General features: G+C 60.2%; 13 protein-coding genes. 9 read left to right on the top strand and 4 right to left on the bottom strand.

All coding sequences use genetic code 11. The annotated features are described in order from the left end of the window. The first annotated feature begins 83 nt into the window (after positions 1–83). Complete coding sequence (locus BB029_RS21720) at positions 84–1,022, top strand: alpha/beta fold hydrolase (protein ID WP_065940735.1); 939 nt, start codon at positions 84–86, stop codon at positions 1,020–1,022. Positions 1,023–1,039: 17 nt separating this feature from the next. Next, the gene (locus BB029_RS21715; protein WP_027605088.1) at positions 1,040–1,444 is read left to right on the top strand and encodes a hypothetical protein; all 405 of its coding nucleotides are present in this window, start codon (positions 1,040–1,042) and stop codon (positions 1,442–1,444) included. Positions 1,445–1,518: 74 nt separating this feature from the next. On the opposite strand, the gene gabP is transcribed toward BB029_RS21715, so the two are convergent. After that, positions 1,519–2,910 (bottom strand): GABA permease, encoded by a 1,392-nt coding sequence (gene gabP / locus BB029_RS21710; protein WP_065940734.1) that lies wholly within the window; start codon positions 2,908–2,910, stop codon positions 1,519–1,521. A 555-nt stretch (positions 2,911–3,465) separates the two neighbouring features. Here gabP and BB029_RS21705 point away from each other — a divergent pair. The 5 genes from BB029_RS21705 to BB029_RS21685 all read left to right on the top strand — a co-directional run bounded on the left by BB029_RS21705 (position 3,466) and on the right by BB029_RS21685 (position 7,629). Continuing rightward, positions 3,466–4,239: an ABC transporter ATP-binding protein gene (locus BB029_RS21705; protein ID WP_065940733.1), complete on the top strand. Its 774-nt coding sequence runs from the start codon at positions 3,466–3,468 to the stop codon at positions 4,237–4,239. A gap of 13 nt (positions 4,240–4,252) precedes the next feature. Further along, positions 4,253–5,005 carry an ABC transporter substrate-binding protein gene (locus tag BB029_RS21700; RefSeq protein WP_065940732.1) on the top strand — a complete coding sequence of 251 codons (753 nt, stop codon included), beginning with the start codon at positions 4,253–4,255 and terminating at the stop codon, positions 5,003–5,005. Positions 5,006–5,079: 74 nt separating this feature from the next. Further along, complete coding sequence (locus BB029_RS21695) at positions 5,080–5,772, top strand: ABC transporter permease (RefSeq protein ID WP_027605092.1); 693 nt, start codon at positions 5,080–5,082, stop codon at positions 5,770–5,772. Next, positions 5,772–6,461: an ABC transporter permease gene (locus BB029_RS21690; protein WP_027605093.1), complete on the top strand. Its 690-nt coding sequence runs from the start codon at positions 5,772–5,774 to the stop codon at positions 6,459–6,461. The genes BB029_RS21695 and BB029_RS21690 overlap by 1 nt, the downstream gene beginning before the upstream one ends. After that, a complete protein-coding gene (locus tag BB029_RS21685; protein ID WP_065940731.1) occupies positions 6,442–7,629 on the top strand; it encodes a methyltransferase in 1,188 nt (395 codons plus the stop codon). Before BB029_RS21690 ends, BB029_RS21685 begins: the two co-directional genes overlap by 20 nt. Before the next feature lie 241 nt (positions 7,630–7,870). Here BB029_RS21685 and bcsQ read toward each other — a convergent pair whose 3' ends face one another. Next, positions 7,871–8,830 (bottom strand): cellulose biosynthesis protein BcsQ, encoded by a 960-nt coding sequence (gene bcsQ / locus BB029_RS21680; protein WP_065940730.1) that lies wholly within the window; start codon positions 8,828–8,830, stop codon positions 7,871–7,873. A gap of 266 nt (positions 8,831–9,096) precedes the next feature. Here bcsQ and lapG point away from each other — a divergent pair, with 266 nt between their 5' ends. Together lapG and lapD are read left to right on the top strand one after the other, a co-directional pair. Beyond that, positions 9,097–9,813, top strand: a complete 717-nt coding sequence (gene lapG, locus BB029_RS21675) for a cysteine protease LapG (protein WP_083236467.1) — start codon at positions 9,097–9,099, stop codon at positions 9,811–9,813. A gap of 11 nt (positions 9,814–9,824) precedes the next feature. Continuing rightward, complete coding sequence (gene lapD / locus BB029_RS21670) at positions 9,825–11,771, top strand: cyclic di-GMP receptor LapD (protein ID WP_065940729.1); 1,947 nt, start codon at positions 9,825–9,827, stop codon at positions 11,769–11,771. Between the two features lie 56 nt (positions 11,772–11,827). On the opposite strand, the gene BB029_RS21665 is transcribed toward lapD, so the two are convergent. Both BB029_RS21665 and BB029_RS34055 read right to left on the bottom strand, forming a co-directional pair. Next, complete coding sequence (locus BB029_RS21665; protein WP_065940728.1) at positions 11,828–12,166, bottom strand: tryptophan synthase subunit beta; 339 nt, start codon at positions 12,164–12,166, stop codon at positions 11,828–11,830. A gap of 123 nt (positions 12,167–12,289) precedes the next feature. Continuing rightward, positions 12,290–17,788 carry a type I secretion C-terminal target domain-containing protein gene (locus BB029_RS34055; RefSeq protein WP_218188812.1) on the bottom strand — a complete coding sequence of 1,833 codons (5,499 nt, stop codon included), beginning with the start codon at positions 17,786–17,788 and terminating at the stop codon, positions 12,290–12,292. Positions 17,789–17,805: the final 17 nt, after the last annotated feature.

Here is a 17,805-nt window from a genome sequence, read left to right as displayed (position 1 = left end):
GCTAAATTTGTTAATTTCGACTCCCTATAAAAAGCGCGTGAGCCTCCAAGCACCACAAAAAAGCGCACGGATCGAGCGGACCTATGAACCTGCCAACCCGCCCCACCCAAGAAGCATTCCTCGAATCCGCCGCAGACGGCCATCCCCTCGGCGGCTTCACCTGGCGCCACCCGCGCACCGACCGCGAACGCCCGGTCGTCATCATCAACGCCGCCACCTCCGTGCGCTGCCGCCACTACTCACGTTTCGCCGACTACCTGTTTGCCAACGGCTTCGACGTGATCACCTACGACTATCGCGGCATCGGCGAGTCCCGCAGCGGTTCGTTGCGTGGGTTCAAGGCGTCGTGGTCGGATTGGGGCACGCTGGATTTCGAAGCGATCCTGCTGCGGGCACAGCGGGAGTTTCCAGGCCAACCGATTGATGTGGTCGGCCACAGTTTTGGCGGCTGTGCGGCGGGGCTGGGGGCATCCGGCGCGGTGATCCGGCGAATCGTGACCGTGGGCGCGCAGTTCGCCTACTGGCGCGATTACGCCGCCGCCGGGCGCTGGCAGATGTTTGCCAAATGGCATGTGGTCATGCCGGTGATCACGGCACTCTGCGGGTATTTCCCCGGCAAGCGCCTGGGTTGGCTGGAGGATACGCCGGCAGGCGTGGTGCGCGACTGGAGCACGCCAACGCCCAGGTATGAGACGCGGCCCAGCGGACGGGCCTTGGCGGACTTGCCATTCAGCCGCGTAAAGGCGCAGGTGCTGGCGATCAGCATCACCGATGACCCCTTCGGCACCGTGGCGGCGATTGAACGGTTGCTGGGTTACTTCGACGGCAGCGAGTGCACCCATCTGCGCATTGCCCCTGAAGACATCGGCGAAAAACAGGTCGGACATTTCGCGTTCTTTCGCAGCGAGTATCAGGATCGGTTGTGGCCCATTGCATTGGCATGGCTGCAACACGGTCAATTAACGGCGGATACCCTTGGGATTTCCCTCAACCTGCGCTTCAATACCCCACCCAGATCCTGACCCAAGGACGTGAGCCCATGGCCTCGCCGAACAAGCAGCAAAAACGTGCCCACCGGGCCAAGGCCAAGGCCAAGCAGAACCGCACCCAGCGCGCCGTCGCGAGCAAGCCGGATGCGTTTGCCGGCGATGACGACCGGATTGACCTTGAATCAGTGGATTTGACCGAGCTGTTCGTGGAGATGCGCACCGCCGGCGAGACCAGCCAGCAGGCCCTCTGCGCGGTATTCCTGGCTCACCCGCTGCTCGCGCTGGTGCTGGAGCAGGAAGGCGAAGAGGAAGCCACCGACTTTATCCTGGCGGCACTGATCGAGTATCGGCAGTGGGCCACCGACAGCGACGATGAAGCCGCCGCACTGGCGTGGATCGAATCGCCGCAGTTCCAGGCGGATTACGTCGCCGCATCCGAGGCCCTCACCAACTAAAACCAAATGTGGGAGGGGGCTTGCCCCCTCCCACATTTGAACTGCGGCGCAATCAAGCACCGCATTCCATCACATCAATTCAGCACCGCAGCGCCCACTCTCTGCGCCTTGCGACGGCTGGACACAATCAACCCGGCCGCCACTACCAGCAAGCTCAAGACCCCAGTCGCGATGATCTCGACCCGATGCGCTTCCTGGAACAGCATGATGGTCAATGTGCCGACGATAAACACCATCACCGCGTAGGTCAGGCCTGGGAACAGCCACATCTTGAAGACAATTTTCTCGCCCGCCGCCATGCGCTTCTGGCGCATGCGCAGTTGCGACACTGCAATCACCAGGTACACCAGCAACGCGATGGCGCCGGAGCTGGCCAGCAGGAATTCGAACACCGCAGCCGGTGCCACGTAGTTGGCAAATACCGCCAGGAACGCCGCGCCGGTTGACAGCAATACCGCCCAGTAAGGCGTGCCGCTCTTGTTGGTGCGTTTGGCCACGGCCGGTGCATCGCCGCGACGGCCCAGGGAGAACAGCATGCGCGAAGCGGTGTACAGCGCCGAGTTCAGGCAACTGGTCACGGCAACCAGGACCACCAGGTCGACGATCAGCTTGGCGTTCGGGATACCCATGCGTTCCAGCACGGTCTGGTAGGAACCTACCGCCGCCAGGGTCGGATCATTCCAAGGCACCAGGGACACGACGATGAAGATCGACAACAGGTAGAACAAACCAATCCGCCAGATCACCGAGTTGGTGGCCTTGGTGATTTGCTGGCCCGGGTTCTTCGATTCAGCGGCGGCGATGGTGACGATCTCGGTGCCCATGAAGGAGAACATAGTGGTCAGGATCGCGGCCAATACCGCGCCCATGCCGTTGGGCATAAAGCCTTGGGTGTCAAAGAGGTGGGAAACGCCGCTGACCTGGCTGGTCGGCAGGAAGCCGAAAATCGCCGCCAGGCCGAGGATCACAAAGCCCACGATCGCCACGACCTTGATCAACGCAAACCAAAACTCGAACTCACCGTAGTTCTTCACGCTGAACAGGTTGGTTGCCGTCAGCAGCAAGGTAATGATCAGCGTAAAGGCCCAGATGGCCACATCCGGGAACCAGGCGTGGAGAATGGTCGCAGCGGCGTTGGCTTCCAATGGAATCACCAGCACCCAGAACCACCAGTACAGCCAGCCGATAGTAAAACCGGCCCAGTGACCGATCGCACGGTCGGCGTAAGTGGAGAACGAACCGGTGTCCGGCGACGCCACGGCCATTTCGGCCAGCATGCGCATCACCAAGACCACCAGCGTTCCCGCTGCGGCATATGCCAGCAGGACCGCAGGGCCGGCGGCAGCAATCGCATGGCCTGAGCCGACAAACAAACCGGCACCAATGACGCCGGCAATCGACAGCATGGTGACGTGACGCGGTTTGAGCCCCTGTTCGAGGTCATTGGAGCTTTGCGTACTACTCATTGACACACCTTTGCGAGGAATTGCGAAAACGGTCCGCCCGGCCTGGGCTCTTCCTCGTGAAAAGAAACCAACAGGGCGTTCTTTATTTTTTACGCAAGATTTGCGCCAAAATGTTACAAAACCGCGATTGACGCGGCCTGCAGGACGATTCACCAGTCATCGCAAGTCATTGAGAACAATGGCATTCCGCTATAGCGTTACCGTGCGACTCACTTTCAAGACGAACAAGCGCACCAAAAACACACACGAAAAGTACGCAGCGCGCCATAAAAGGGCCGATAGCTACCGTTTGCCCGTTTAACCCTTCCAACACCCGCCCAAAGCTGGCACCATCGCGCCCTTTTTCACGCGAAGCCTGCGGATTCACGGGTTAAAACGGTTGTTCGGTTGTTGATGGCGCGACACCCTGCTGTGCCGATGCGACACCCTGCCGCACACCGCCCGTTTACCGCCCGCCGCGCTGTTGGCCGCCATCAGGACGCTATGCTAGCTTGGCGCCTCGCCAGGAAGGCGGCCCAACAGCGAAGATCGCAATGAACACAATGAGGACCCCACATGGCCGAGGCCACGCCCGCGCTTGAAATCCGCAACTTGCATAAACGCTATGGTGAGCTGGAGGTACTCAAAGGTATCTCGCTGACCGCTCGCGACGGCGATGTGATCTCGATCCTGGGCTCCTCCGGTTCCGGCAAGTCCACGTTCCTGCGCTGCATCAATCTGCTGGAAAACCCACACCAGGGCCAGATCCTCGTGGCCGGCGAAGAACTCAAGCTCAAGGCCGCGAAAAACGGCGAGTTGCTGGCCGCTGACGGCAAGCAGATCAACCGCCTGCGCAGCGAAATCGGTTTTGTGTTTCAAAACTTTAACCTGTGGCCGCACATGAGCATCCTCGACAACATCATCGAGGCCCCTCGCCGCGTGCTCGGCCAAAGCAAGGCCGAAGCAATAGAAGTGGCCGAAGCCCTGCTGGACAAGGTCGGCATCGCCGACAAGCGCCATGCCTACCCCGCGCAATTGTCCGGCGGCCAGCAACAACGGGCGGCCATCGCGCGCACCCTGGCGATGCAGCCCAAAGTCATCCTGTTCGACGAACCCACTTCGGCGCTTGACCCGGAAATGGTCCAGGAAGTACTTAATGTGATCCGCGCGCTGGCCGAAGAAGGCCGCACCATGCTGCTGGTCACCCACGAAATGGGCTTCGCCCGTCAGGTCTCCAGTGAAGTGGTGTTCCTCCACCAGGGCCTGATCGAAGAGCAAGGATCGCCACAGCAGGTGTTTGAAAACCCGCTTTCGGCGCGCTGCAAACAATTCATGTCCAGCAACCGCTAACGGAGCAACATGCATGCAGAACTATAAAAAATTCCTTCTGGCCGCGGCCGTCTCGATGGCGTTCAGCGCCACGGCCATGGCAGAAACCCTGACCATGGGGATCGAAGCGGCCTACCCGCCGTTCAACAATAAAGACGCCAGCGGCCAAGTGGTCGGCTTCGACAAAGACATCGGCGACGCCCTGTGCGCCAAGATGAAAGTCGAGAAGTGCGACGTGTACGTGTCCGACTGGGACGGCATCATCCCGGCCCTGAATGCCAAGAAGTTCGACTTCCTGGTGTCCTCGCTGTCGATCACCGACGAGCGCAAGCAAGCTGTCGACTTCACCGACCCGTACTACTCCAACAAGCTGCAGTTCATCGCGCCCAAGGCCACCGCAGACTTCAAGACCGACGCCGCCTACCTGAAGGGCAAGGTCATCGGCGCACAACGCGCGACGCTGGCCGGTACCTACCTGGAAGACAAGCTGCCTGACACCGAAGCCAAGCTCTACGACACCCAGGAAAACGCCTACCTTGACCTGACGTCCGGCCGCCTCGACGGGATCCTCGCCGACAAGTACGTGCAGTACGAATGGCTCAAGAGCAAAGACGGTTCGGCCTACGAGTTCAAGGGCGACCCGGTTGTCGAGAGCGACAAGATCGGTATCGCCGTACGCAAGGGCGACCCGCTGCGCGAGCGCCTGAACAAAGCCCTGGCAGAGATCAAGGCAGACGGCACCTACAAGAAGATCAACGACAAGTACTTCCCGTTCAGCATCGAATGACCTGAACGGCCTGCCCGGCGCACTCACTTGAGCGCGCCGGCTTTCAGCAATGCCTGCCGCGATATGAAAACACCATGAATTTCGATCTCTACGGATTCGGCCCGGCGCTCGCTGCCGGCGCGCTGATGACCGTCAAACTGGCGCTCACAGCGTTATGCCTGGGGCTGGTACTCGGCCTCGCCGGTGCCCTGGCCAAGACTTCCCCGTACAAGCCGTTGCAATGGCTGGGCGGTACTTACTCGACAATCGTTCGCGGTGTGCCGGAGCTGCTGTGGGTGCTGCTGATTTACTTCGGCACGATCAACGCCATGCGCTCACTGGGTGAGCTGCTCGATATTCCCGACCTGTCCCTCAGCGCCTTTGCCGCTGGCGTGATCGCCCTGGGCCTGTGTTTCGGCGCCTACGCCACGGAAGTGCTGCGGGGTGCAATCATCTCCATTCCCAAAGGCCACCGCGAAGCGGGTGTGGCGCTGGGCCTGTCGAAGTTTCGTATCTTTACCCGGTTGATCATGCCGCAGATGTGGCGCATCGCCCTGCCGGGCCTGGGCAATCTGTTCCTGATCCTGATGAAAGATACCGCGCTGGTCACGGTCATCGGCCTCGAAGAAATCATGCGCCATGCGCAGATTGCCGTAACGGTTACCAAACAACCTTTCACCTTCTATATGGTCGCCGCATTCATCTACCTGGGCCTGACGTCGCTGTCGATGGTGGCCATGCACTTCCTGGAACAACGCGCCGCCCGCGGCTTCGTGAGGACGACGTAATGGAATGGGAAGTCATCATCAAGTGGCTGCCGAAGTTTATCCAGGGCGCCATCCTGACCCTGGAGCTGGTGAGCATCGCTGTGATCCTCGGCCTGATCCTGGCCATCCCCCTGGGTATCGCGCGCTCGTCCAGGCACCTGTCTGTGCGCGCCCTGCCTTACGCTTATATCTTTTTCTTTCGCGGCACGCCGCTGCTGGTGCAGTTGTTCCTGGTCTATTACGGCCTGGCCCAATTCGACAGCATCCGCTCAAGTTTCATGTGGAAGTACCTGCGCGATCCGTTCTGGTGTGCCACCGCCACCATGACGCTGCACACCGCCGCGTACATCGCCGAGATCCTGCGGGGTGCCATCCAGGCCATTCCGCCTGGGGAAATCGAAGCCGCCCGTGCGCTGGGCATGTCCAGGCCCAAGACGCTGTTCTACATCATCCTGCCCCGGGCCGCGCGCATCGGATTGCCGGCCTACAGCAACGAAGTGATCCTGATGCTCAAGGCCAGCTCGCTGGCGAGCACCGTGACTCTGCTGGAGCTGACTGGCATGGCCAGGACGATCATCGCGCGCAACTACCTGACGGTGGAGATGTTCTTCACCGCCGGCGTGTTCTACCTGCTGATCTCCTTCCTGCTGGTACGCGGCTTCAAGCTGTTGGAACGCTGGCTGCGCGTCGATGCCTGCCAGGGACGTTGAAGCCCGCTTCGAGGCGCTGGATGCGTTTCTGATCGAGCACCAAGGGCTGTGGCGACCACGGCCCTTTGTGCATCGGCAGTTGCCTTGGGAAACCGAGCATCCGCAACTGGCCCGATGGCTGCGTCAACGCTCGTTGTCCGACGCGGAAACCAGCCATAACCATCCCCACACCCTACCGGCGCCAGCGCCTTTTCCCTCACTGGCCCGCGAAGCCTTGCGCCTCAGTGCTGTGGATAAGTTACCGACGCAGCCCCTGCAACCCGCGGCACACCGCCTGAATGTCGACGTACCCGGGCGTAAATGGCAGCAAATCGAAGCCTTCGGCGCCGCGCTGGACTTTGCGCAAACACCCCGGCATTGGCTGGACTGGTGCGCCGGCAAGGGCCACCTCGGCCGCCGCCTGTTGCACACCGGCCAGCAACTGACCTGCCTGGAATACGACCCGGCGCTGATCGCGGCAGGCCAAGCCTTGAGCGACTACCACGGCCTGCCCGCCACCCATCGCCTGCAAGATGTCATGGCGGACGTAAGCCTAGACCCCGAGCACACCCCCGTCGCCCTGCATGCCTGCGGCGACCTGCATGTGCGCCTGCTGCAACTGGCCAGTGCCGCCGGCTGCAAGCAACTGGCCGTAGCGCCGTGCTGCTACAACCGCATCCACGCGGACGCCTACCAACCGCTGTCCGAAGCGGGCCGTGCTTCCACCTTGCAGCTGTCGGTCGACGACCTTGGCCTGCCACTCAGCGAAACCGTCACGGCCGGCAAACGCGTGCGGCTGCAGCGGGACACCTCAATGGCCCGCCGCCTGGGTTTCGATCAGTTACAACGCCAGTTACGCCACTGCGACGAGTACCTGCCCACCCCGTCCCTGCCCGCCGGTTGGCTGGACAAACCCTTCGCCGACTACTGCCAGGCGTTGGCCAGCCTCAAAGGGTTATCCACAGGTGAACAGGATTGGGCGGCGCTGGAGGCGCATGGCTGGCGACGTTTGGCCGAGGTCAGGAACCTAGAGTTGGTGCGTGGGCTGTTTCGGCGCCCACTTGAGCTGTGGCTGGTCCTGGATCGGGCACTGTTTCTGGCCGAACGTGGCTACAGGGTCGAGGTGGGCAGCTTCTGCGAAACCGCATTGACACCACGCAACTTGATGGTGCTTGCCGAGCGCGATTAAGGGGCAGGATTGTCGCACCCCGACCTGTGGATAACTCTGTTGATGGAATCTTTACAAAGCCTGTAGCCATCTACGCTACCGGCAAAAAGCCACGCTGTTCATTTTTTGTTCATACAATAAAACGCACGTAAAACAGGCAGTTGCGGCGTGTTGAGAACGGTTGCACAAAACAGCAGTTTCGTGACACCTGTACCCCACCGATTGTGCATAAGCATCTGGCGTCAAGCTTATAAACCGTGCTTTAGGCGCGCTTTTTACGGGCGATCAATAACCGGCAAAGTTCGCTGATATCGTCACCGGCCAGGCTCGGGACCGAGCTACCCAGCGGGTCGGCTGCAAAGGCCAGGGCTTCGCTGATCGCCGGATCACGGTGAACGACTTCCAACGGGTATTCGCCTCGACGCAGCTTGAAGGCATCGAGCATATCCAGGTTGAACGCCGAGTTTTCGTCCAGTTGATTGATCACAAAGTGACAACGGGGTGGGCGTTCACGCTCAAGGTGGGGCGCCAGCAGTGCGTCCAATTGATCCAGCGTGCCGAGGCAAGCGGCATTCGGTTGGGCGACCACCAGCACAATATCGGCCACGCTCAACGCCTGATGGAGATAAACGTTGTTCCCTGCGGGGGTATCGACGATCACCATATGCCCTTCACTCAGCCCCAGTGCCGACAGGCGCTGAGCCAGCCACTTCGGTTCACGGGTCAACCAACGTTGCAGGTTCTCCTTCTGTTGGGTGTCGGTGTCGCCAAAGAGGATAACCTGACATCCGGCGAACCCCGATTGCAGGATGCTCTGCCAGGGTCTGTTGAGCAGGCTGCTACGGCCCACGCCAGGTAGCTCACGATCGACACCAAAGTGCTGGTGCAAGGCATTTTGGGGATCCAGGTCCACCGCCACGACCGACTCACCCAGACGCTGCAGGCCGCTGCTCAGCGCCGTAGCCAGGGTGCTGCGGCCCACGCCACCATTGACTGACACCAACGCCACAACGGTCGGGCGCAGCGCGCTCAATGGTTCATTTTGTGGATGTTCATGGGCATAAGTCCCCTGAGCACTTAGGCGCGAACCCTCTTTGTGGTTTACCCGAGTGCCATCATCGAACGGAATGCTGCCAAAAAAGTGCAAGCGCGCATTTCTTCCCGTGGGGTCCCGGGAAACGCCCTTGCCGAACAAGGCAAATAGATCATCAGTGCGGCTCATAGCCGGAGCTCCTTAACAGCGCCATTTAAAGACGTGAAAGGTCGGCAAGGTGAGGCTTCACCGCAGGTCTTTTTGTAGGCGTCTTCGTTGCCATATTCTGTGACAGCGCTAACGAGGTGTCATTATTTTGATGAAACCCACACAACCCTTTCGGACGAGCGGAAAAAGGCCAATTTCCTGACGCATATTTACTCCAATTCAATGGCGGTGATTTCATCGTGCCATTGTTTTTTACCCAGTATCACCGCACCATTGCCGCACCTTCAATGCTGCAAGCTTGGGTAATCGCAGTGGCGTTACGCTTTAAACTCCCGCGGATTCTGTACGGTCTTGCCATCACGCTGTTGCTGGGTGGCGGCCTGCTGGGCGATTTGCTCGCCGATTGGGATTTCAGCCAGATCAGCCGCCGCGCCGAGTCGCTTTACGGGCCACTGGGCCCCGGGCGTCAGCGCATCGATGCGTGGCAACAATTGCTGTCGACGCAAAAGCAGGTAAGTGAGGCCGAGCAGCTCAAAGTAGTGAACTTGTTCTTCAACCGCCAGTTGCACTACGAGGAAGACATCGACCTGTGGCACGAGATTGATTATTGGGCGACCCCCATTCAATCCCTGTGGAAAGGCGCCGGCGATTGTGAAGACTACGCCATCGCCAAATACTTCAGCCTGCGGCATCTGGGCGTACCGGCCGAGAAGCTGCGCATAACCTACGTCAAGGCCTTGCGCCAGAACCGTGCGCATATGGTGCTGACATACTATGCAAGCCCCGAAGCCATGCCCTTGGTGCTGGACAGCCTGATGGACCCCATTCTGCCTGCCAGCCAACGTCCGGACCTGCTGCCCGTTTATGCGTTTAACGGCGAAGGGCTGTGGCTGCCGGGCGCTGCGGGCAACAAAAAAGTCGGTGATACCAAGCGCCTGTCACGCTGGCAGGACGTCTTGAAGAAAATGAGCGCAGAAGGGTTTCCGACCAGTTCGGATAATTAACAGGAGCTACGATGTCACTGTTCAAACAATTGCTGATCGCTATCTGCGTGTTCCTGGTGGTCGCGTTCAGCGGTAGCTTCATCGTCAGCCTGGAGAGTTCGCGTACCCAGTACGTCAACCAACTGCGCTCCCACGCCCAGGACGCGGCCACTGCGCTGGCACTGTCACTGACGCCGAACATCGACGACCCGGCGATGACCGAACTGATGGTCAGCTCGATCTTCGACAGTGGCTACTACGCGAGCATCCGCGTGATAGACCTGAGCAATAACCAGGTGCTGGTGGAACGTGCCGCCGAGCCGGACGCCAGCAACGTACCGGCCTGGTTCGTGAAGATGATCGGCCTGGCGCCGGCCGGCGGCGATGCCATCGTCAGCCGTGGCTGGCAGCAGGCGGCACGGGTTGAAGTGGTCAGTCACCCGATGTTTGCCCTGGCAAAACTCTGGCAAAGCGCACTGGGCAGCCTGGGTTGGCTGCTGATCTGCGGTGCCGTAAGTGCGGTACTCGGCGCGCTGTTGCTACGCCGCCAGTTGAAGCCGTTGGACTATATGGTGGAGCAGTCCCACGCCATTGCGCGTCGCGAGTTCCTCAGCCTGCCCGATCTGCCCCGTACCCCCGAATTGCGCCGCGTGGTGCAGGCCATGAACCAGATGGTGGAGAAGCTCAAGGCGTTGTTCCACGAGCAGACCGAGCGCAGCGAGAAGCTGCGGGTGGAGTCCTACCAGGACAGCCTGACCGGGCTGGCCAACCGTCGCTACTTCGAGATGCAACTGCAATCGCGGGTCAGCAACCTCGAGGAGTCCAGTTCGGGCTACCTGCTGATGTTGCGGGTCAACGATTTGAGCGGTCTCAACCAGCGCCTGGGCGGGCAGCGTACCGACCAACTGTTGCAGGCCGTCAGCCAGCAGCTGGTGCGAACCTGTGCCAAATACCCGGAAACCCAAAACCTGATCACCCGCAGTCGAGGTGGAGAGTTCGCGGTGCTTGCCCCGGGCCTGGTGCGGGACGAAGCGCTGCAACTGGCCCAGGCGCTGGAAAGCACCCTGCAAAGCCTGCACGAAACGGGCGCCACCGACCTGTCGACCGTGGCCTTCATCGGGCTGGCGCCGTACAACCCTGGCGATGCCTCGGCAGATCTGTTGATGCTGGCCGACCAGGCACTGGCCCAGGCTGAAGCCAGCGTTGGCCAAAGCTGGGTGTGCCTGGAACACCAAACCACGGGCACCACCAGCGACGACCCGCACAGCTGGCACACATTGCTCGACGACGCCCTGAACCAAGGGCGCTTCCGTTTGTTTTTCCAGCCAGTAGTAAGCAGCAGCGACACCCGACAGGTGCTGCATTACAAGGTGCTGTCCCGCCTGCTCGATAATCAGGGCCAGACCATCGCGGCCGGCCACTTCCTGCCTTGGCTGGAGCGCTTCGGCTGGACCGCGCGCCTCGATCAACTGATGCTCGACCTGGTGATCAAGCACCTGACGCAGCACACCCCAGCGGTGGCGCTGAACCTCTCGGCCGCGACCTTGAATGACCCACAGGCCCTGGAGCGGGTGTTCGAACGCCTGGCCCAGCACCCGGCTCTGGGGCCGCGCTTGACGCTGGAGATCGGTGAAGAGCAAGTGCCTGAGCAAACCCAGCTGGAGCGTCTTACCCGCCGTATGCGCAGCCTGGGGTACAGCCTCGGCCTGCAACGTTTCGGTGGCCGCTTCAGCATGATCGGCAACCTGGCGAACCTGGGCCTGGCGTACCTCAAGATCGACGGCAGCTACATCCGAGCCATCGACCAGGAAAGCCATAAGCGCTTCTTTATCGAAGCGATCCAGCGCGCCGCCCACAGCATTGACCTGCCGTTGATTGCCGAGCGAGTAGAGACCGAGGGTGAGTTACGAGTGATTCGCGAGATGGGTATTGAAGGGGTGCAAGGCCAACTGGTCGGTGAACCGGCGCCCTGGAAGTGAAGCACTGACGCATCGTGCCTCCTTGACGGGTACGCCGTGAAGGAGGTGCGTGGGCGTCAGATCAAACCGGTTTCATCGTCATTGATCAGCTCGCTCAAGCCACCCAACGCCGCCCTGGCCTGGGTACGTTCCAAAAACTTGGCCTGTGCTGCCGGCGGCAAGTCGGTGATGCTCATCACGTTCTTGGTGATCAGTACCTGGATCAAGTCATCCAGCACTCGAATCATCTCAAGGTCACTTTGCTTGAGCTGTTTGAGGCTGTTGTCGACCAGATCATCGGCAAACCACGCCTGAATCTCATGATGGTCAGCCGGCAGCGTCTCGGTGGCTTCGGCGTAGGCCTGCGCCTCGACGCGAATCAAAGCGTTGTGTTGATCGCGTTGCACGTAGAACATCAACGTTCTCCCAATAAAAAATCCCTGCAGGCGCCGCGCACGGCCCCACAGAGATTACACGCATTTTTCCGAAGCCGATGCCAACGGGGCGCCAATCTCGAAAGATTGACGCCCCGTGGGTGATCAGTCGTGGTGTTTGACGGTCAAGTCGCCACCCGCGATCAGGTTGTTGATCGCGGAGCTGCCAGCCCCCCAGTTGGCGCCATCGACTTTGATGGTGACATCAGCCGTGCCGCCACCCGACGCCGTGAACGACCCGGTGCTGCTGACGCTCAACGTCGAATTACCCGACGAGTCGGTGGTCAGCTTCAAGTAGCTGGACAAGTTGTTGTCGTTATTGCCCTGGAGCAAATCGGACAGGTCCAGCTTGTCGCCTTCGCCGTGCTTGAAGTCCGTGATGCGATCAAAGCCGCCGTTGGTGTTGGTGTCGCCTTTGAGCCACACAAAGGTATCGGCACCCGCGCCGCCGGTCAGGATGTCGTTACCCTTGCCGCCCACCAGGATGTCGTTGCCGGCACCGCCGGAGAGGGTGTCGTTGCCGCCCTGGCCGAACAGGATGTCGTTGCCGGCATTGCCGATCAGGGTGTCGCCGCCATCATTGGTGCCATAGATGTTCGACGCGTTGGCCAGTGCACCGACGTCCTGCACATGCTCAGTGATGTACTGATGCAAGGTGCGGTCATCGATCTGGTCGACGGTGGTGGACAGCTTCTCAGCGGCGAACGCCTTGAGTGCCGCACTGCCTTCCTGGCCTTTGTAGCTGATCAGGTCACCGAAGATGATGTCGTTGCCCGAACCGCCGGAAACGTTGTCGGCACCGGTATCGGCGGTGTGGCCGGTAATGGTATCCGCCAGTTTCGCGGTGTCGATGGTGCTGACCGTCTTGTCGGTATCGAAGTACTTCTGGAGCATGTCCTTATCGACGTTGTTGCCCAGGCCGATGGCTTGTACTTCAACACCGCCCGAGACCGCAGTCGTCAACGCCGTGTAAGCGGCCTTGGCGTTTTCCAGCGCGTAGTCATAACGGCCGGAGTTGCCGGCAGCGCCCGCGACGTCGAAACCACCACGGCCGTCGGACACAACATAACCTTCAAAGGTCTTGTTGCCGGACGAGTCGTACGAGTACACCTTGCCGTCCTTGTCGACGATGACCTGCGTCTGGCCATAGATCGTTGCGGTGACCGGAGTCGTCTGGCCCAGGGTGTAGGTGTAGCCGTTGACCTTGTTGTCAAAGGTAACGTTGGACCCCCACCAGGAGCTGGTATACCCCAGGCTGATGTTGTCATACGTGGCGTTGTAGACATTCGGCTCACCATCGGTAATGAAATACGTCAGGTTTTTTGCACCGGCGTTGCTGGTGGCGTCACTGCTCTTGAACCAGGCCGTCGCCGCGTTGAAGGCATCCTGGTAGTTGGTCACGTCGCTCGGGTTGGAGGCCATATTATTCAACACGGCCTGCAAGGCAGCCTTGGCGGCAGCCTGGTCGGCCAGGTTGACCGACACTTGGGATTCAACCTTGGTATCGAAGTCGACCAGCAGCACTTTCACCACACCCGACCCCGTCAGCTTGGCGTTGGCGATCAAGGTATCGAAAATGCTGGAGAGCTGGGTTTTGATCGACGACATCGCACTCGACCCGATACTGCCCGAGGTGTCGACGATAAACGCGATGTTGTAGTTGCTGCCCGGGGTGGTGATACCGCCCTTGTCGCCGACCACGATGTTGTTGGCCGAGCTGGAGCCCAGGTCGATGGTATCCGCCGCCGCACCGCCTTCCGTGACAGGGGTGTAGACCTGGGGCTTGACCGTGATGGTCGTCGTCGCCACTGACGAACTCAGGCTGTTGCTGCCTTCATTGTCAGTCACGGCGATGTCGATGGTGCGGTCACCAATGGCCGGGTACTTGCTGGTGCTGGAATACTGGAACGACTCGAGCAGCGCCTTGTAGGTCGCAGCATCCGCCACACCCGACAGGGTCAGCACGATCTTGCCGCTGACGTCGGTGCCGACGCTGGTCACGGTGACGCCTTTGTAGGTACCGCCCACTGCCACCAGGTTGGAGCTGAGCACGTCACCCGAACTGGCGTTTTTCAGGGTGATGGTCGCACTTTGCATCTGGGTGCTGTCGACGTCAGCGATGGCCACATTGCCGGTAATCGCAACGCCGTTGGTGCCGCGTTCGGTGTACGAGGTGCTGAAGCCAGTGGCAACAGAGCCGTCGACGGTGCTGAGGTCCAGGGTTGGCGCGTCATTGACCGCAGTGACCACGATGCTCACTTTGCCAGTGGTCACCGCTTCAACGCCGGTGCTCAACTCTTTGGCCGTCGCTTTCACGGTCAGATCAAAACTGGCGGTGGAGTCCTTGAACGGTGTAACCGTCAGGGTTTTCAGGTTCCAGGTGCTGACATCGTACAGCGTGGTTGCGCCAGTCGAGGTGATGCTGTGCCCCGTGGTGCCGTCGGTAATCACGGTGCCTGCCGGCAAGCCGCTGATTTCCACCTTGTGGGATTCCGAACCGTCGTTGTCGACAAACGTGGTGGTAATCGGCGCGACCTTGATGGCGGTGTCTTCCGGCCCACGGTTGTAGACGTAGCCGGTGTAATAGCCTTCACCGTTGACCACGTGGCTGTCACCGAGGACCGCACCGGCCGCTTTCAACGCGTCCACGCTGGTGTAGGTCTGCACGCCGCTGTTGCCCAGCGACATCGACGGGCCATTGTTGATCGACACATTGACGTCGTAGTTGCCCGCGCCAGCCTGGTTGTAGTGGTAGATATCGAGGGTGTAATAGCCCGACTCGGTCGGCGTATAGGCCGTCCCGGTAATCGCGCTGCCCTTGCTCCAGGTCTCGCTGGCGACCAACTTGCCGCCTACAGTGATTGCCAGGCTGTCATCGGCCGTACCGGTGAAGGTGTAGCTCTTGCCGGCTTCCAGGTAGATCAGGCCAGAGACCTTGGTCGCGGTGCCATCCGCCACGTTACTGTTGCTGACACTGCTGGTCACGCCCGTAGAGACAGCGCTCGCAGCGGTCTTGGCGTCGATCACCTTGATCAGGTCACTGGAGTTGACCACACCGTTACCGTTGGTCCCCAAATCAGTGCGCAGGGTGCCGCCGGTCCAGGTTTGAATGGTCAAGCCTGTCGGCACAGCGCCGAATGCGCCGACCGTCACGACCGGAACGTCCGTCACCGGGTGGATATCCACAGTGATGGTCTTGGTGTCGCTGTAGGAGTTGCCATCGGTAGCCTGGAACTTCAGCTGGGTGTAATCGCCTTGCATGTTACCCACGCCGGTGCCGCCGAAGCTGTTGTCGCCCGACTCGTTGGCTGCCGGGGTGTAACGCACATTGTGGTTATCGAAGTCAGCCTGGCTGAACGACTTGCCCGCCGAGGTATCGGTCTTCAGATCGTTGGTGGTGAGTTTGACCCACGTGCCGTTGACGTTGTACTCGATGGCGCCGGCAGGCAGGCTGGTGAACACCACTTTCGGGTTAGCGGAGTCTTCATCCTTGACGCCGAAGGTGGCCCAGGTCAGTTCGACCGAGGTGTCTTCGTTGCTCTGGATGTAGCCGTTGCTGGCGGTTGGAGTGTCGTCGACCAAAATCACGGTCGGCTGCCCGGTGCTGTGGGAGTTCAGCCCTTCAGGGTCGGTGACGGTCAGGTCGATCTTCGGCAGTTGATTGCCGGCGTTGACGAAGTCCGCGCCCTTCTGGGTCAGCACAATGTTGTTACCGGACAGGCTGTAGTAGCCGTCTACGTTGCTGTTGCCGGTGAAAGTGATCGTCAGACCCGCGCGCGGCGTTTCTTCGTCGGAGGCCGTGAAGGTACCGGCGACAGTGCCCGCTTTAGCAGCGTTCTCATCGAGGGTATTGGCCGCGATGCTGATCACCGGCACATCGTTGTGCAGGATGACAGTCGGCTGCCCAGTGCTGTGAGAGTTCAAGCCTTCAGGGTCGGTGACAGTCAGGTCGATCTTCGGCAGTTGATTGCCGGCGTTAACGAAGTCGGCGCCCTTCTGGGTCAACACAACGTTGTTGCCGGACAGGCTGTAGTAGCCGTCTACGTTGCTGTTGCCGGTAAAGGAAACAGTCAGGCCCTCGCGTGGTGTTTCTTCATCGGTCGCGGTGAAGCGGCCAGCGACGGTGCCCGCAGTAGCGGAGTTCTCGTCGATGGTGACTGGCGCGACGCTGATGACCGGCACGTCGTTGTGCAGGATGACGGTCGGCTGCCCAGTGCTGTGAGAGTTCAAGCCTTCAGGGTCGGTGACAGTCAGGTCGATCTTCGGCAGTTGGTTGCCGGCGTTGACGAAGTCCGCGCCCTTCTGGGTCAGCACAATGTTGTTACCGGACAGGCTGTAGTAACCGTCTACGTTGCTGTTGCCGGTGAAGGTGATTGTCAGACCCGCGCGCGGCGTTTCTTCGTCGGAGGCCGTGAAGGTACCGGCGACAGTGCCCGCCTTAGCGGCGTTCTCATCGAGGGTATTGGCCGCGATGGTGATCACCGGGATGTCGTTGTGCAGGGTGACGGTCGGCTGGCCAGTGCTGTGAGAGTTCAAGCCTTCAGGGTCGGTGACAGTCAGGTCGATCTTCGGCAGTTGATTGCCGGCGTTGACGAAGTCAGCACCTTTTTGCGTCAGTACAACGTTGTTGCCAGACAGACTGTAGTAACCGTCTACGTTGCTGTTGCCGGTGAAGGTGATCGTCAGACCCGCGCGCGGCGTTTCTTCGTCGGAGGCCGTGAAGGTACCGGCGACAGTGCCCGCCTTAGCGGCGTTCTCATCGAGGGTATTGGCCGCGATGGTGATCACCGGGATGTCGTTGTGCAGAGTGACCGTCGGCTGGCCGGTGCCGTTGGAACTGGCGCCATCAGGGTCGGTGACGGTCAGGTCGATTTTCGGCAGTTGATTGCCGGCGTTAACGAAGTCGGCGCCCTTCTGGGTCAACACAACGTTGTTGCCGGACAGGCTGTAGTAGCCATCCACGTTGCTGTTTCCAGTAAAGGAAACAGTCAAACCTTCGCGTGGGGTTTCTTCGTCAGTCGCAGTGAAGCGGCCAGCGACGGTACCCGCAGTAGCAGAGTTCTCGTCGATGGTGACTGGCGCGACGCTGATGACCGGCACGTCGTTATGCAAGGTGACAGTCGGTTGACCAGTGCCATTGGAGCTGAGCCCCTCAGGATCGGTAACCGTCAGGTCGATCTTCGGCAGTTGATTGCCAGCGTTAACGAAGTCGGCACCTTTTTGCGTCAGTACAACGTTATTGCCGGACAGGCTGTAGTAGCCATCCACATTGCTGTTTCCAGTAAAGGAAACAGTCAAACCTTCGCGTGGTGTTTCTTCATCAGTCGCAGTGAAGCGGCCAGCGACGGTGCCCGCAGTAGCAGAGTTCTCATCGATGGTGACTGGCGCGACGCTGATCACCGGCACATCGTTATGCAAGGTGACAGTAGGCTGACCAGTGCCATTGGAGCTAAGCCCCTCTGGATCGGTAACCGTCAGATCAATCTTCGGCAGTTGATTGCCGGCGTTAACGAAATCAGCACCTTTTTGCGTCAGTACAACGTTGTTGCCGGACAGGCTGTAGTAACCGTCTACGTTGCTGTTGCCGGTGAAGGAAACAGTCAAACCTTCGCGTGGCGTTT

Source organism: Pseudomonas sp. S3E12, from assembly GCF_001702295.1.
Classification (GTDB): domain Bacteria; phylum Pseudomonadota; class Gammaproteobacteria; order Pseudomonadales; family Pseudomonadaceae; genus Aquipseudomonas; species Aquipseudomonas marginalis.
This window is presented reverse-complemented; position numbering and strand designations above follow the sequence as displayed.

Excerpts from the sequence above, each read along its gene's own strand:
- lapG (WP_083236467.1), top strand. The coding sequence starts at position 9,097 with ATGCTGCAAGCTTGGGTAATCGCAGTGGCGTTACGCTTTAAACTCCCG.
- gabP (WP_065940734.1), bottom strand. The coding sequence starts at position 2,910 with ATGAGTAGTACGCAAAGCTCCAATGACCTCGAACAGGGGCTCAAACCG.
- lapD (WP_065940729.1), top strand. The coding sequence starts at position 9,825 with ATGTCACTGTTCAAACAATTGCTGATCGCTATCTGCGTGTTCCTGGTG.
- BB029_RS21690 (WP_027605093.1), top strand. The coding sequence starts at position 5,772 with ATGGAATGGGAAGTCATCATCAAGTGGCTGCCGAAGTTTATCCAGGGC.
- BB029_RS21705 (WP_065940733.1), top strand. The coding sequence starts at position 3,466 with ATGGCCGAGGCCACGCCCGCGCTTGAAATCCGCAACTTGCATAAACGC.
- BB029_RS21700 (WP_065940732.1), top strand. The coding sequence starts at position 4,253 with ATGCAGAACTATAAAAAATTCCTTCTGGCCGCGGCCGTCTCGATGGCG.
- BB029_RS21665 (WP_065940728.1), bottom strand. The coding sequence starts at position 12,166 with ATGTTCTACGTGCAACGCGATCAACACAACGCTTTGATTCGCGTCGAG.
- BB029_RS21695 (WP_027605092.1), top strand. The coding sequence starts at position 5,080 with ATGAATTTCGATCTCTACGGATTCGGCCCGGCGCTCGCTGCCGGCGCG.
- bcsQ (WP_065940730.1), bottom strand. The coding sequence starts at position 8,830 with ATGAGCCGCACTGATGATCTATTTGCCTTGTTCGGCAAGGGCGTTTCC.
- BB029_RS21685 (WP_065940731.1), top strand. The coding sequence starts at position 6,442 with ATGCCTGCCAGGGACGTTGAAGCCCGCTTCGAGGCGCTGGATGCGTTT.
- BB029_RS21715 (WP_027605088.1), top strand. The coding sequence starts at position 1,040 with ATGGCCTCGCCGAACAAGCAGCAAAAACGTGCCCACCGGGCCAAGGCC.
- BB029_RS21720 (WP_065940735.1), top strand. The coding sequence starts at position 84 with ATGAACCTGCCAACCCGCCCCACCCAAGAAGCATTCCTCGAATCCGCC.